Origin of the sequence: Turicibacter sanguinis, assembly GCF_013046825.1 — a bacterium.
Lineage (GTDB): Bacteria > Bacillota_I > Bacilli_A > MOL361 > Turicibacteraceae > Turicibacter > Turicibacter sanguinis.
In genome coordinates, this window is the sequence record NZ_CP053187.1 from 775,245 (window position 1) to 789,806 (window position 14,562).

The following is a 14,562-nucleotide window of genomic DNA, read 5'->3' on the forward strand; positions in this document are numbered from 1 at the left end:
ATGCTGAAAGTCCCTACTTATGGTAAATCAGAAATCAAAAAAATAATTGGCCTATTTTCTTAATAACTGATAAAACCCGTAGTCTACTCATTTACGGTGAGTAGGTAGAGACTTTCGGACCATATTTCCGATGATATACGAGAGAAAAGATTCAATTTACTACTTAAATATAAGGTCTATACCTATAAAAGTCAATGATTTTCCACAGAAAATTTACACCTTTTTTGTATTTTATTGTAAAAATGTAAATAATGATTTTTATTTTCATAATTTAAGCTAGTAAAAAAGCGATTATATCTATAATCGCCTCATTCAACGTAAAGAAATATTCTCTTAATTTTGTTAATAACACACCAAATCAATTTTAAGACAATATAAATAAGATATCCCCAAAAAACCCCCAGTGTGTTTACCATTAAATCATCGACATTAAATCCTCGATAAGCATATCCAGTTACTAAGTCGTACGTTAATTGCAAAGATTCTATACATAAAGAGGTCATAAAACCAATTAGTGTTATATTTACTAAATTCCACTTATGCTTTTTAAATAGAATCGGAAAATAAAAACTCAATGGCATTAACAACAAAAAATTCCCGACCGTTGTAATATGAAATAGATTTCCCCATTTCATAAAATCGAATAATTCAAAATTATGTCGTCTCTCAAGTAAAATTCCACATTCAGACTCTCGCTTTAAAATCTCAATATAATTTGGATTAATTGGAATCGGAAAGAAAACTAACCGAATGACATTTAAAACATAAAAAACAAAACTCGTGACTAATAAACACTTCCATATCGAATTCGTACTATTAAATCGGCGATAAAAAAACAAAAAAATCACTGACAAAATAACAGTAACCCAAAAATTAAAGTGAATAACTGATGTTGCCTCTAAATGTTGAATTTGATTATACAACTCTCTTAAATCACTACAAGTTGTTAACATCATCGTTTTTTCCTCTATTTCGTTACTTTGATAACATCTGTTTTCATAACATAATCTTGAAATGCGCGTAACGGTTGTTTACGAATCGATTGATACGTTAATAAAATAGCATTAAAAATAACCACAAATCCTGAAGTCATAGAAGATAATAAAAATTTTAATAAGAAATCACGTTTAAAATAATCACTAACTGTCATTTCCTTTTGGTTTTGTTTTACTTCTTTAATTTTCATGATACGTTTTCCAACTGTTTGCCCGGGCATACGAACTGGAATATAAATAAAATAAATGAATACATAAATAAGTTGTAGCATAATCATCGCTATGACAACTTGTAATCCAAAAGTTTGTCCAGCATTATCGAATGAAATAAAAATAAACTGTGCATTTCCATAGAAGATTAACAATAATAAAATAAAATCAATAAAAAAAGCTACCCCTCTTCGTATTAACATCTCAAACATGCGCATCACTCCTCTAGCCATTTTAAATTTTGTCCTAATGTCCATTGTTTGATTCTTCTATCTCACAAAAATAATTATACATGACAATTGAAAACGCATAAATGAAATAATATTAATTTTTAAAACTTTCCTCATAATTAAAGATAAAAAATTCCAAAATATAGTATAATACGTTACATAGATTTCAAATTAAATTAGAAATGGGGAATATCGATGAATTTTGATCATTCATATTTTTATTCATTAGCAACAGATATTTTAATGACACCCAGTCCAAGTGGTTATACACAGGCTGTGATTGAAAAAATTGCAACTTATGCAAAAGAATTAGGTTTATCAGCTATTAAATCAAATAAAGGAAATCTAATTGTCACATTTGAAGGATTAGATTCTACAAAAGTTCTTGGACTTTCTGCTCACGTCGATACACTTGGATTGATGGTTCGCTCAATTAGTGCTGATGGAACATTACGCTTAACATCAATTGGTGGAAATCAAATGATGACGCTTCTTGGAGAATACTGCACTGTTCATACCCGTGATGGAAAAGCTTATACCGGAACAATCTTAAGCCTTGCCCCAGCTTCACATGTTTATGAAGATTGTGGTAAAAAAGGGCAAACAGTCGATGAGTTAATGGTTCGTCTTGATGAAGTTGTGCTTTCAAAACAAGATGTTATTGATTTAGGGATTCAAAATGGGGATTTCATCTCAATCGATCCTAAAACCACAATCACAGAAAGTGGGTTCATTAAATCCCGTCACATCGATGACAAAATTAGTGTTGCCATCATCTTTACTGTTTTCAAATCTTTACTAGAAGCAAACATCAAACCTAATCACACGATTCAATTCGTTGTTTCAACATACGAAGAAGTAGGTCATGGAGCAGCTTCATTACCAGCTAACATCACACGTATGATTGCTGTTGATATGGGCTGCATTGGTAAAGATTTATCATGTACAGAATATGACGTCTCAATCTGTGCAAAAGACTCATCAGGTCCTTACGATTATGAAATGACATCGGAGTTAATTGAACTTTCTAAAAAGCATGAATTAGGATATGCTGTTGATATTTATCCATTCTACGGATCAGATGCATCAGCTGCTCTTCGTGCAGGTCATGATATAAAGGCTGCATTAATCGGACCAGGAGTTCATGCTTCCCATGGTGTAGAACGTACTCATATCGATGGATGTGTTAATGTTATGAAATTATTATCTGCTTATCTTACTGAAATTAAATTTTAATTAAAAAGGTGACTCCTAAACTATTAGGGTCACCTTTTTTCTATCCTATTCTTCAACAACTAAACGAGCTGATTTATCTCCATTTAAGTAAGCTTCGTAACGATTTACAATGTCCATCATTTCTTCACGAGTTTTAACAGTTGTAATCATACGTTTAACATGAGTTGCCCCTTCTAATCCTTTGATATACCATGCCATATGTGAACGCATTTCAAGCAATGCTACTTTTTCACATTTTAAGTCAATTAAACGATCCATATGATCAACCGCTAAACGTAATTTTTCATGAGCTGATGGTTCTTCAATTAATTCATCTGTTGCTAAATAATGAACGATTTTTTTCATTAACCATGGGTTTCCAAGTGCGGCACGTCCAATCATAATACCGTCTACACCACTCTCTTCAAGAACACGCTTCGCCATTTCTGGTGAATTAATATCTCCATTTCCGATAACAGGAATCGTCTTAATAGCATCCTTAACATCTTTAATAATTCCCCAGTCAGCTTTTCCTTCATACATTTGAGAACGTGTACGCCCATGAACAGCAATTGCACTTGCTCCGGCTTGCTCAATTTTTAGTGCATTTTCAATCGCATAAATATGTTCTTTATCCCATCCAGTACGCATTTTAACTGTAACTGGCTTTTTAACAACATCCACAACATTTGCCACAATATCATAAATCTTATCGGGTTCAAGTAATAAACGTGCTCCCGCTTCATTTTTAGTAACTTTAGGAACAGGACATCCCATATTAATATCAATAATATCGCAATCACAATTTGCATCTACGTATTTTGCCGCTTCAACAAATGTTTCCTTATCTGATCCGAAAATTTGCATTGATAATGGACGCTCAGCTGGATCAACATAAAGCATATCTAATGTTTTCTTATTTTGATAAACAACCGCTTTATCACTTACCATTTCAGCGTAAATTAATCCCGTTCCCATCTCTTTGATAATCGTACGGAAGGCTGCATTACAAACACCTGCCATTGGTGCTAAAACAACTGGATTATCAATCTCAATTTCTCTAATTTTAAAACTCATATCTTCACCACTTTCCTAAAAGTTTTATATATATAAAATTTCTTATAATCAATCTTCGACAAATCATCATTATACCTTATCCACAACTTTTGTGCAACCAAGATAAAACCGTGTTGCCATGATAAAAAAGTTATCTACTATGCGGTAGTAGATAACTCAATATCCTACATAAAATTAGCAAAAGCAGAAGCGGCAATTATCATAATTAATCCAGCTACTGTACTAGATAACCTACTCATTGTATATTCGATTTATCCAAAATAACTTCTACATTGAAACCAATACAATCAAAGAAAACTTCTATTATTTTTTAACTCATTTATTGGCGCTATCAAATAGTTTAGCTAGTCAATATATTTCCCAAGAAAATAAGATTCTCTTTACATCAAACTTGGGTTTATAGAATTTACTACAGTTAAATCAAACATTTTCTAAAATGGACTTATTATCTTTTACTATTTTACAAAGAAAAAAAGGCTTACGCCTTTTTTAACCTTTCCAAATAACAAAGATCATGTATGCAACATATAAGCAAACAAGGAATGCTCCCTCTTTTTTATTAATACTACGTTTTGATGCTGCAAATCCGTATGTAATAAATGAAGCAGCCATCATAATAAACATATCTAAGAAGACAGCACTGTTAATTGTAATCTCATGGATAAATGATGAAATACCTAATACAAAGAAGATATTAAAGATATTAGATCCAATAACATTTCCTAACGCAATATCACTTTCACCTTTACGTGCAGCTACAATTGAAGTAACTAACTCAGGTAATGAGGTTCCAACCGCAACGATTGTTAAACCAACTAAACTTTGACTCATTCCCCAAGCTAAAGCGATGTTTGAGGCACTATCTACAACTAAATCTCCACCAATTACAATTCCAACAATCCCAATAATTGATAAAAGAATACTTTTTGGCAATGGATAAGATTTAATTTCTTCCTCATCTTCTTGGTCTTTTCCTTCTTTACGTGCTGTTAAAGCTAATTCAATTAAATAATACATGAAAATTCCAAGTAATACTAATAACATAATTCCATCAGCACGTGTTAAAACGTTATCTGTATAATTATGATATTTTGAATCTAACCCTAGAACAATTAAAACAAATGCTCCGAGTAAAGCAAATGGAAACTCTTTTGCAATAATTGACTTCTTAACATTTAGAGGTGAAATAAAGGCTGCGACCCCAACTACCACTAATAAGTTAAAAATATTTGATCCAACAACGTTACCTACTGTAATATCATTAGCACCAGCAAATGCTCCTGTAATACTAACAGCTGCTTCTGGAGCACTTGTTCCAAATGCTACGATGGTTAACCCTATAATTAAACTAGGAATTTTTAAAGTTTTGGCAATAGATGATGCTCCATCAACAAATAAATCTGCTCCCTTGATTAAAAAGATGAATCCAATGACTAATAAAATATAACTCATAAAAAATTCGCACCCTTCTATTAAATTTTCGATTTATTAATTAAGCTAAAACCGTGTGTTCTAAGAAAATACTAACTCCAATCAGAATTAAAATGATTCCCCCAACGATTTCTGCATAATTCTTTAGATATTCTCCTACTTTGTTCCCTATAATAACACCGGCAAAACTAATAACAAATGTAATAACACCAATTAAAGTAATAGATGTCAAAATGTTAACATTTAAAAAGGCAAATGTAACTCCTACTGCTAAAGCATCAATACTTGTTGCAATAGCAAGAACGAGTAAAGAACGAGCATTTAACGGATCAACCTCAACACTATCCTCTTCATCCTCTCCTTTAAATGATTCATATAACATTTTTCCACCAATTAACGTTAATAAAATTAAAGCAATCCAGTGATCAAATGCTGTAATATATTTTTCAAAACTTAACCCAAATAACCATCCAAGTAGCGGCATTAAAGCCTGAAATCCACCGAAGAATAAAGCAACTTTAGCAGCTTGTGGAACAGTTGCCTTTCTTAAGCTAATCCCTTTAGCAATTGAGACTGTAAAAGCATCCATTGCTAAACCAATTGCGACAAAAACTAATGCAATAATACTCATTTTAAACCTCCTATTTTATTGACTCAAATCATAACTCAAAGGTCGGCATAAAAAAAACGAGACCAATGCATAACAAAAAAGTGTTATGCATGAGTCTCGTCATTTAAGATTAAGCCAGAACTAAGTTCGCGTTTTGTTGACTTAACCACACTAAACGTGCCAACTACTCCCTCATCATAAAGTGAGTTATTTAGTTACAACAAGACTATTATATGTTATTTTTACACATAAAATCAACAATATTTGGATACAATTTATATTTATTATTAATTTATGTAAAAAACGATAAAATATGTATTTTTTTAATAATTACCACACTAAATTTTCTCCTAATCTATATACATGTTGTGAAAAGGTGCTAAGGCCTACACCAATTCAAACTAAAATCTAGGGGGAATAACTTATGAAGGAAAACTTAATTAACCGTAAATTAATGATTTATTTTACAGCAGGTGTCGATGATGATGGGAAAATTATTAACAAAACTAAAACGTTTAATGCGATTCGTCTAGATAGCGAGGAATCAGATCTTGCCATCTTTGCTGATAAATACAGGGTGCTTTCTAATCACATGTATAAAAAAACAGTAGCAGCTGACTACTTTGAAATCTCATTAGCAGATACACTTTAATCTTTATCCACAAAACAAAAATTTAGGGGGAATTTTAGATGATTACAAAATCACTTATTTTAACATGTAAATTTAAAGATAGTTTAGGAAAAGCAAGATCAATTAATATTGATACGCCAAACGAAAATATTACAACAGACCAAATCAATGCTTTTATGCGAGCCGCAATTGAGACGAATGTCTTATTAGTTGATGATAATCAGCCTGAAGTGACATTGGCAACCATTGAAGGTGCTGAAATTGTCAACAAAACAGTTGAAAAGCTTGATTTAGCAGAGTAGACAAAAAGCTCTTATCCTTGCGGTAAGAGCTTTTTTATTTCAAAATAAGAGTTAGTTCTTTCAAAAATTACTATCAATTAGGCCATTTATCTATTTTAATCATTTAGCTACTCTCGGTTTTACAATTTTTTAGATAAACAATCAAGTATTTATAAAACAAGATGGCTATGAGATTTTAAGATACAATAAAAATCCATCATCTTTACCATAATCCGAAGTAAAAAAAGATAAACTAACATCCTTTGTATATATTTCAACAAAAGTTATAAGTTTTTCCAAATTACCGACGTAAGCTTCTATTTTTCCCTTTTACTGTTATTTCACTCCCTAATCATAAGGGACCTAAATCAATGGTTATAATCTTTGCCTCTATTCCTGAAGGTTTGTCTGACTACCCTGTCACTGCATAATTACCTCTAAAATGTTTTTCCAAAACCTCAATTTTATCAAGAAGTTCAAGTCTTAAGAGCTATTCGTGATACGCATTGTATAGTTCAAAATCTATAAAAATCCAATCATCATACACTATTTACTCCAATACTTCTAAAGCTAACATTTTACGCATTCTCTCCCTAATTTATACAATTATTACAACAGAAAGTATGGAAATTTTAAACAGTTCCATTGTATAATTAAGCGATTAATTAGGGGGTGGACATTTTGAGACAGCAAAAAGAAACGCAGAAAATTATTTGGTTAACTCTAACGATTTTTAACCTCTTTCTACTCTTAGTTGGAAGTTTTGCCTACTACTACGATAAAGCCAATACGACAATTAAAGAACTAACCTTAAAAGTAGAACAACAAAACATAACCATTGAACAACAACAATCAGCACAAAGTTCACTAATTGCTTCTAATCAAGAGATGCAAAAACAACTTGAAGAAGTATTACAAGCATCTGTTATCATTGAAGAAGAAAGCAACCAACAAGAATCACAACTTTCTCAGCTTTCTCAACAAAACCAACAACTAACTGATAACATCAAAAACTTGACCAGTCAAATAGATGAGTTAACAAAGCTAAATGAACAATACGTATCTGAGCGATCATTAAGCGTTAAAGAATTAGAAACAAAATACCGAACACTCGTATCAGATGCCGAAACAAAAGTAACCCAACTTGATACTGAAATTGTTCAAAAGCAAACAGAATTACAACAATATTATGATCAAATCAATTCATATTTCTATATTGACGACGACCTAAAAATAAAATTAGTCGAAGAAAAATCAAATAATCAACATTACTGGGTGGCCGAAGTTATTGCCTCGAAAAATAAACAACTACAGTCCGAATTCGCTAATAATACTTATGGTGGAACTCGAGAAACATTATCTAGTATGGCTAATCGCGTAGGAGCAACACTTGCTATCAATGCATCAGGATTTTATACCGATACCAATAAACCAATGGGATCTATCGTTCGGGACGGCCAACTTCTTCAAACCGATCCAAACTTCACCTGGGAAGTCCTCTCTACCACTTGGTCGGGAGACTTAAACTTCTTCCAAGTAGATGATCAAGCCTCTGCTTATGCCGCTGATATCAACGATTCCTTTGCCTTTGGCCCAATATTAGTTCGAAATGGTGTAGCAACAGAAATCAAAGACACTTCTCGTCATCCACGAACAGCCATCGGCCAACTTGATGAAAATCGATACATCATCGTTGTAGCTGAAGGACGTCTACAAGATGCCGAAGGGCTAACCTTAACCGAACTACAAAACATTTTCCTAAGTCTTGGCTGCCAAACTGCGTATAATCTAGATGGTGGGGGATCAACAACTTTGTACTTTAAAGGAAAAGTGATCAATACACCATCAGATGGTGCAGAACGCGCCATTGCCGATATGATTTACTTCTAAAAAGGAGCTAAGCTCCTTTTTATTTTTGAAAATAAAATTTATGTCTTTCATATGTCATCGTCTGTGACAATTCCGTCACTTTAAAAATATCATCCAACCACGTATAATATATTTATAAAGAGATTGACGTTTAAAACTAGATTAAACTATAGAAAAGGCTGAAATCACCAGTTAAAAATATAAACTACAAAAAGAAGCTAAAGGAGAGTTTATGATGTTAATACTTGATAACATTTTAAATGAGATTGACGAGGAATGGGATGTTCCCGTTGAAATAAACCATCATTATGATATGGCAATTTTTAATGAAAGTATGTCATCAGATATTAACAATCACGGACACCTTTTATCGGTCTTCTTTGCAGATTAATATAAAAAAGTCATCACCTATAACTAGGCGATGACTTTTTTTAATGCCTTCTGATCAAATTTTTGAATAATTGTTTCAACTGTGATGCCATCTATCTTTAAATCTTTTGCAATCTCACAAAGCGGAATCATTACAAAGTCACGTTCTGTCATAAATGGATGCGGAATCGTTAAACGTTCAGTATTTATCGTCTCATCTTCAAATAATAAAATATCTACATCAATAACACGTGGTCCCCATTTAATTAAACGTACACGGCCAAGCTCTTGTTCAATGAATTGACAACAATCTAATAATTCAACAGGAGACAAACTTGTTTCAATTAAAACAACCAAATTCATAAATAAATCCTGCTCCGTATATCCCCACGGACTCGTCTCATATAAAGAAGATAACTTTACGATGTGAATACCTTTATACCCATCCAATAACTTAATCGCATCATATAAATACTTTTTCTTATCTCCTATATTTGACCCTAAACTTAAATAAGCTAGTTTCATCCGATAACCCCTCCAACTTAACGTTTAATCGTCACTTCAACGGCAGCCGTTCCATTAAACCCAGTAATCGGAGGCTGCATTTTGCGGACTTCAACCTTCACCTTATCAATCACAGCATAAGTGTTTAATAAATCTGTCCCAATACGAAAGGCCAACGTCTCAAGTAAATCTACATGATCGCCATACATAATATCTGCCACCACATCGTAAGCATCTGCATAATTAATCGTTAAACTTAAATCATCAGTTGCTCCCGCTTCTAATACACAATCCGTATACATAAACACATCAACCTTAAACTTTTGGTCAAATTCATATTCATGTGGACATGCTCCATGCTTCGTAATAAACTCCATATCATTTAACATAATTTTCGCCATCTCAGTTTCCTCCTATAATTAAACTAAAGCTTTCATAACCTTTGCTGCTCTCGCATTTTCTAACACATCATGCACACGAATAATATGAACCTTTTGACTCACAGCAAAACAAGTCGCTGCCACCGTACCTTCTAAACGATTTGCTACATCCAGTCCACCAAGCAAATGTCCAATCGTTCCTTTCTTACTCACACCTAAAAGAAGTGGATAACCTAAAGAATGAAGCTCACCAACACGACGCATCAACTCAACATTACCCTCTACTGTTTTGGCAAAGCCAATCCCTGGGTCAAGAATAATCTTATCCTCACTAACCCCTGCTGCTTTAACCAACTCTACACAGTCTTTTAACTCCGTCATTACGTCTTGTACGATATCATCATACACGGTTAATTCACCTGTAATCGCCGTAATACAATCTGTTTCACTCATATTAGGCATACGATTATGCATCAGGACAACATAAGCACCTGAAGTGGCCATCACATCTGGCATATCGGGATCAAACTTGCCACCACCAATATCATTAATAATCTTAGCACCTGCTAAAACAGCCTGTCTTGCCACTTCTGCTTTATAAGTATCAATTGAAATCGGAACATCAATTTCTTCAACCAATCGTTTAATAACAGGAATAACACGAGCAATCTCATCTTCTACTTTTACAACAGTTGAACCAGGTCGTGTGGATTCCCCACCAATATCAATAATATCAGCGCCATCAGCAACCATTTGGCGTGCCTTTTTGACAATCTCATCAATATGTTGATAACTTCCACCATCCGAAAAACTATCCGGGGTCACATTCAAAATTCCCATAATAAGCGGTCTATTTTGAGCAAACACTCTCATCACCTCAATCAATAAAGCCTCTAAATTATACCTATTAGTATAATTCATCTCAAAATTTCTGTAAACATAAGAAAAAAAGTATCGGAAAATCCGATACTTAATTATTAGCCGCTTCTGCTTTAAAGTAACCTTTAGCATGTTTACAAACTGGACAAATTGCTGGAGCTGCGACACCATAATGAATATGACCACAAACCTCACAGTGCCAGGCAACAGGAGTTGGTTTTGTAAATAAAGTATCATTCTGCATATCTTTTGCAATTGCTGCAAATCGTTGACTATGAGTTTCCTCAATCTTAGCAATCATATTAAAAGTTGCTGCAATTTGATTAAATCCTTCTTTTTTAGCCACTTCTGCAAATGCAGGATAAATTTCCTGATGCTCATGAGTTTCAGCTGTAACAGAAGCTAATATATTTTGAAGGGTATTTTCTTGGTATATATCTACTGGATAAGCTGCATCAATTTCAATCTCTTCTCCATTAAACTCTTCAGAAAGATATTGAAAGAAAATCTTTGCATGCATTTGCTCTTGATTAGCTGTTAAAGTAAATGTTTTTTCGATTAATGGATAACCTTGTTTTTTTGCAATTGAGGCATAAAACGTATATCGATTTCTTGCCTGTGATTCACCTGCGAATGCACGCATTAAATTTTTATGTGTTTCAGATCCTTTTAAAGATGCCATCCCAACAACCTCCATATGTACGATTTCACCTTTATTTTGGAACATATTCATCCGATTATTCAAAATTACTCATCTATGTTTAAAATACTTTCACCTAGATGCCACAATGCACGAAGATTATACAAATATATGTAAACACAATAAACTCATCTATCACATCATCAGAAAAAAACTCCTCTTTGTCGATTAAGGAGGAGTCATGATACACTTAAATACAAATTCTTAATATAAAATTATATAACGTAACTTGATCTTCTATCAGTGAGGTAACTTCATTCGTCGCCTTAATAAACTCACCTCGTTTTTGTTCTACTTTATCCCTAAGTTCTTTCATATCCTTCGTTCTTAAATATGTTTTAAACGGCAAAGATAATTGCTCTAACTGTGGATATTGCTTATAATAAAAAGCTACTAAATCGATCATCGCAACATTCGCACGGTCATATTTCATTAACTGACGATTCAATAACTTCGTAAAATAAAAACATAACTCTGTCACAAGGGGAACGCTCTGACCTTCTTGCTGTAATTTTTTATTATATTCATTCGCATGTTTAAGTTGTGATAGCGTCGTTTTTAAATTACTTGATTTCGCAAAATGGGTATTAATTCCTTGTGCCATCAACCAATTATAAATACTAAACAAATTCGCTAAATCTAAATGACCCAGTTTTGCAAGAGTCACAGCAATACGATTTCTTAAATGACAACTAGCTTTTGGATCATCTTCTTCACCATACAAATAAACATACACTTTTAACCTTAATTCAAGAGGCAAGTAATCCACAGGACTTGTGGGATAAACTCTAAAATTACCTTTATATAACCACACGACTCTTCTAGATAAGAAAGACTCTAATTCCTCATCCACCTTCCCATGTTTATTTATAATATTCGCAAATGTTTTTTCGAAATAATCATATAAATCATTAATTTTTTTTTGCATTAGAGTGCTATACCAACTTGGAAATGTTTGACTTGTTTTATAATACTGATACAAATATAAATATTTAATTGTTGACAGATAAGCTTTACTATCAATACCCCGATTTAATTTCTTGGATTCTTCTAACAACCCCTCATTTTGTTGTTCACCGTAAAGTGAAACAAGTTGTTCGGACTTATAAATCGCCTTATTAATATTCATAATTTCACCCCACCTATTTAACTACGTAATACCCTATTGCCTTAATACATTATATGCAGGGAAAAGATTTATTTGTTAACACCCTTTAAAAAACTTAAAATGATAAATAAAAAAAGAAGGGGGTATCCCTTCTTATTCAGTCACTTCTTCAGCGGTTTCTTCTACCTCTTCTTTTACTACTACATCTTTTGTTGCAACTTTTGATTTTAAAGTAGGCGCAATTTCATTTAATAAATAATCACGAACTTGATCCCCTAAATCTTTACGATTTAAAGCAAAGTCAATTGTTGCCTTGATAAATCCAAATTTATCTCCAACATCATAACGTTTACCTTCAAAATCATAAGCATATACGGCTTGACGATCCATTAAACGATCAATTGCATCTGTTAATTGAATTTCTCCACCTGCACCTGGCTCTTGAGTTTCTAACATTTCAAAAATTTCAGGTGTTAAAACATAACGTCCCATTACAGCTAAGTTAGATGGTGCATCTTTTTGAGCTGGTTTTTCAACCATTCCACTTAATTTAACCATACGTCCATCTGCAACATGAGAAGATGATGGACGAACAATTCCATACTTAGATACATCTTCCCTTGGAACTTGTTGAACACCCATGATTGAGCATCCAATTTTATTATAAGCTTCTACTAATTGATGCGTTGCTGGATTCTCATCATTAACAACCACATCATCTCCAAGTAAAACAACAAAAGGCTCATCTTTAATAAATGTCTTAGCACAAAGAATCGCATGTCCAAGTCCTTTTGCTTCTTTTTGGCGCACATAATGAATTTGAGCCAAGTTAGAAATTCCTTGAACCATTTCAAGCATCTCTGTTTTACCTTTCTTAGCTAACGTATCCTCAAGTTCATATGACTTATCAAAATGGTCCTCAATTGGACGCTTCATTGAACTTGTCACAATTAAAATCTCTTCAATTCCTGAAGCAACAGCTTCTTCAATAATATACTGAATCGTTGGTTTATCTACGATAGGTAGCATCTCTTTTGGTTGTGCCTTTGTAGCAGGTAAGAATCGTGTTCCAAATCCAGCTGCTGGGATAACTGCCTTTCTTACTGGTTTACGCATCGTTTCATCTCCATTCACTTAACACTCTATATTAGATGTTTAATCAGTGTCATTATATCACAACTAACTGACTAAGTAGAAGTAGTAATGGCTAAATTATGTAACCGATTAACTATGCTATCTTTATTCCGAAATACAATCAACTATTTCTCCTAATAAATTTAAAATTAATATCTGATTTATATCACAAATTATTCCATTCTTCATAAATTAAATTAGGTAGTGAAACTACCGATTATGTTAAATGAGGTGAATGTAATATGTGTGGAAATCAAGGAAATTCATGCTGTTTCATTTTAGTGTTATTTATTTTATTAGCTATTATTTCTTGCTGCTGCTGGCGTTAGTGAATAATGCTATGAAACCTGAATAATATAGATGTGGGAAAGGGACTATCTCATTTGAGATAGTCCCTTTTTGTTTTACTAAAGCTGAGAATAATGTTATTTGACACGTCTACGATTAACTCGTCCATAAGCAATTTTCCATATAATAGTGCGTTGAAAATACTTCATTGGTCTTATTCGAGATTGTCTCATCTAATACCAGTCCGTTACTTACATCTGTTTATCAATTAGCGCTACCTAATTAATACCCCTAAAGGTCACCTCTTTTCAGAGCGTGCGCAGACTATATCTTCATCCTAAAAACTATAGGAGCACCATTTTTCGAATTACCAATCACTTGTAATTCTACTCCCACGCAATGGGATAGTCGTTGAACGTTTTCCATATCACTGAGACTTAGGAAATTCGCTGCTAAACATCCATTTTTCATAAACACTTAGGATTTAACCATATGTTCATCTCAATGTTTTTTTCTGCTTTCGCTACGTTCACGCTTATCTTTTCAGATGACGTTTTCGTACATTGAGCTTTAGGATTTCAAAGCAATTAACGGTGAGTATCTGCTAATCACTTAACAGACAGGGCTAGTATACCCCTTTTTAGCACAATC

16 protein-coding genes and 1 riboswitch are annotated in these 14,562 nt (G+C 33.1%); of the genes, 5 read left to right on the forward strand and 11 right to left on the reverse strand.

Going from position 1 to position 14,562, the window contains the following annotated elements; translation table 11 throughout:
* Window positions 1-59: 59 nt before the first annotated feature.
* A riboswitch (purine riboswitch) is annotated at window positions 60-161 on the reverse strand.
* Between the two features lie 147 nt (window positions 162-308).
* Together HLK68_RS03820 and HLK68_RS03825 are read right to left on the reverse strand one after the other, a co-directional pair.
* Entirely contained in the window at window positions 309-956 is a 648-nt protein-coding gene (locus tag HLK68_RS03820) for a VanZ family protein (protein ID WP_006783697.1), read from the reverse strand.
* 11 nt (window positions 957-967) lie between these two features.
* Window positions 968-1,417: an RDD family protein gene (locus HLK68_RS03825; RefSeq protein WP_006783696.1), complete on the reverse strand. Its 450-nt coding sequence runs from the start codon at window positions 1,415-1,417 to the stop codon at window positions 968-970.
* A gap of 213 nt (window positions 1,418-1,630) precedes the next feature.
* Here HLK68_RS03825 and HLK68_RS03830 point away from each other — a divergent pair, with 213 nt between their 5' ends.
* Window positions 1,631-2,671, forward strand: coding sequence for a M42 family metallopeptidase (locus HLK68_RS03830; protein WP_006783695.1), 1,041 nt, complete (start codon window positions 1,631-1,633; stop codon window positions 2,669-2,671).
* A 45-nt stretch (window positions 2,672-2,716) separates the two neighbouring features.
* Here HLK68_RS03830 and dusB read toward each other — a convergent pair whose 3' ends face one another.
* The 3 genes from dusB to HLK68_RS03845 form a co-directional block, all read right to left on the reverse strand.
* Window positions 2,717-3,727 carry a tRNA dihydrouridine synthase DusB gene (gene dusB / locus HLK68_RS03835; RefSeq protein ID WP_006783694.1) on the reverse strand — a complete coding sequence of 337 codons (1,011 nt, stop codon included), beginning with the start codon at window positions 3,725-3,727 and terminating at the stop codon, window positions 2,717-2,719.
* A 489-nt stretch (window positions 3,728-4,216) separates the two neighbouring features.
* Window positions 4,217-5,179: a calcium/sodium antiporter gene (locus tag HLK68_RS03840; RefSeq protein ID WP_006783693.1), complete on the reverse strand. Its 963-nt coding sequence runs from the start codon at window positions 5,177-5,179 to the stop codon at window positions 4,217-4,219.
* A 40-nt stretch (window positions 5,180-5,219) separates the two neighbouring features.
* Entirely contained in the window at window positions 5,220-5,789 is a 570-nt protein-coding gene (locus HLK68_RS03845) for a manganese efflux pump MntP (protein ID WP_006783692.1), read from the reverse strand.
* Window positions 5,790-6,192: 403 nt separating this feature from the next.
* Here HLK68_RS03845 and HLK68_RS03850 point away from each other — a divergent pair, with 403 nt between their 5' ends.
* The 4 genes from HLK68_RS03850 (at window position 6,193) to HLK68_RS03865 (ending at window position 8,940) form a co-directional block, all read left to right on the forward strand.
* Window positions 6,193-6,420: a DUF1659 domain-containing protein gene (locus HLK68_RS03850; RefSeq protein WP_006783691.1), complete on the forward strand. Its 228-nt coding sequence runs from the start codon at window positions 6,193-6,195 to the stop codon at window positions 6,418-6,420.
* A 38-nt stretch (window positions 6,421-6,458) separates the two neighbouring features.
* Entirely contained in the window at window positions 6,459-6,701 is a 243-nt protein-coding gene (locus HLK68_RS03855) for a DUF2922 domain-containing protein (protein WP_009606884.1), read from the forward strand.
* 651 nt (window positions 6,702-7,352) lie between these two features.
* Window positions 7,353-8,570: a phosphodiester glycosidase family protein gene (locus tag HLK68_RS03860; RefSeq protein WP_238698350.1), complete on the forward strand. Its 1,218-nt coding sequence runs from the start codon at window positions 7,353-7,355 to the stop codon at window positions 8,568-8,570.
* 214 nt (window positions 8,571-8,784) lie between these two features.
* A complete protein-coding gene (locus HLK68_RS03865) occupies window positions 8,785-8,940 on the forward strand; it encodes a hypothetical protein (RefSeq protein ID WP_006783688.1) in 156 nt (51 codons plus the stop codon).
* A 23-nt stretch (window positions 8,941-8,963) separates the two neighbouring features.
* Here the strand turns inward: HLK68_RS03865 and folK are convergent, their stop codons facing one another.
* The 6 genes from folK to galU form a co-directional block, all read right to left on the reverse strand.
* Entirely contained in the window at window positions 8,964-9,443 is a 480-nt protein-coding gene (gene folK / locus HLK68_RS03870; RefSeq protein WP_006783687.1) for a 2-amino-4-hydroxy-6-hydroxymethyldihydropteridine diphosphokinase, read from the reverse strand.
* A 17-nt stretch (window positions 9,444-9,460) separates the two neighbouring features.
* On the reverse strand, window positions 9,461-9,823 hold the full coding sequence (gene folB / locus HLK68_RS03875; protein ID WP_006783686.1) for a dihydroneopterin aldolase: 363 nt from the start codon (window positions 9,821-9,823) through the stop codon (window positions 9,461-9,463).
* Between the two features lie 18 nt (window positions 9,824-9,841).
* Window positions 9,842-10,723, reverse strand: a complete 882-nt coding sequence (gene folP / locus HLK68_RS03880; RefSeq protein ID WP_238843636.1) for a dihydropteroate synthase — start codon at window positions 10,721-10,723, stop codon at window positions 9,842-9,844.
* 49 nt (window positions 10,724-10,772) lie between these two features.
* Window positions 10,773-11,363 carry a rubrerythrin gene (gene rbr / locus HLK68_RS03885; RefSeq protein ID WP_039930882.1) on the reverse strand — a complete coding sequence of 197 codons (591 nt, stop codon included), beginning with the start codon at window positions 11,361-11,363 and terminating at the stop codon, window positions 10,773-10,775.
* Window positions 11,364-11,571: 208 nt separating this feature from the next.
* Window positions 11,572-12,510, reverse strand: a complete 939-nt coding sequence (locus HLK68_RS03890) for a hypothetical protein (protein WP_009606892.1) — start codon at window positions 12,508-12,510, stop codon at window positions 11,572-11,574.
* 132 nt (window positions 12,511-12,642) lie between these two features.
* On the reverse strand, window positions 12,643-13,605 hold the full coding sequence (gene galU / locus HLK68_RS03895) for a UTP--glucose-1-phosphate uridylyltransferase GalU (protein WP_006783682.1): 963 nt from the start codon (window positions 13,603-13,605) through the stop codon (window positions 12,643-12,645).
* Between the last annotated feature and the right edge of the window lie 957 nt (window positions 13,606-14,562).

Coding starts and splice junctions, on each gene's coding strand:
- HLK68_RS03820 (WP_006783697.1), bottom strand. CDS start 956: ATGATGTTAACAACTTGTAGTGATTTAAGAGAGTTGTATAATCAAATT.
- HLK68_RS03825 (WP_006783696.1), bottom strand. CDS start 1,417: ATGTTTGAGATGTTAATACGAAGAGGGGTAGCTTTTTTTATTGATTTT.
- HLK68_RS03830 (WP_006783695.1), top strand. CDS start 1,631: ATGAATTTTGATCATTCATATTTTTATTCATTAGCAACAGATATTTTA.
- dusB (WP_006783694.1), bottom strand. CDS start 3,727: ATGAGTTTTAAAATTAGAGAAATTGAGATTGATAATCCAGTTGTTTTA.
- HLK68_RS03840 (WP_006783693.1), bottom strand. CDS start 5,179: ATGAGTTATATTTTATTAGTCATTGGATTCATCTTTTTAATCAAGGGA.
- HLK68_RS03845 (WP_006783692.1), bottom strand. CDS start 5,789: ATGAGTATTATTGCATTAGTTTTTGTCGCAATTGGTTTAGCAATGGAT.
- HLK68_RS03850 (WP_006783691.1), top strand. CDS start 6,193: ATGAAGGAAAACTTAATTAACCGTAAATTAATGATTTATTTTACAGCA.
- HLK68_RS03855 (WP_009606884.1), top strand. CDS start 6,459: ATGATTACAAAATCACTTATTTTAACATGTAAATTTAAAGATAGTTTA.
- HLK68_RS03865 (WP_006783688.1), top strand. CDS start 8,785: ATGTTAATACTTGATAACATTTTAAATGAGATTGACGAGGAATGGGAT.
- folK (WP_006783687.1), bottom strand. CDS start 9,443: ATGAAACTAGCTTATTTAAGTTTAGGGTCAAATATAGGAGATAAGAAA.
- folB (WP_006783686.1), bottom strand. CDS start 9,823: ATGGCGAAAATTATGTTAAATGATATGGAGTTTATTACGAAGCATGGA.
- folP (WP_238843636.1), bottom strand. CDS start 10,723: ATGAATTATACTAATAGGTATAATTTAGAGGCTTTATTGATTGAGGTG.
- rbr (WP_039930882.1), bottom strand. CDS start 11,363: ATGGCATCTTTAAAAGGATCTGAAACACATAAAAATTTAATGCGTGCA.
- HLK68_RS03890 (WP_009606892.1), bottom strand. CDS start 12,510: ATGAATATTAATAAGGCGATTTATAAGTCCGAACAACTTGTTTCACTT.
- galU (WP_006783682.1), bottom strand. CDS start 13,605: ATGCGTAAACCAGTAAGAAAGGCAGTTATCCCAGCAGCTGGATTTGGA.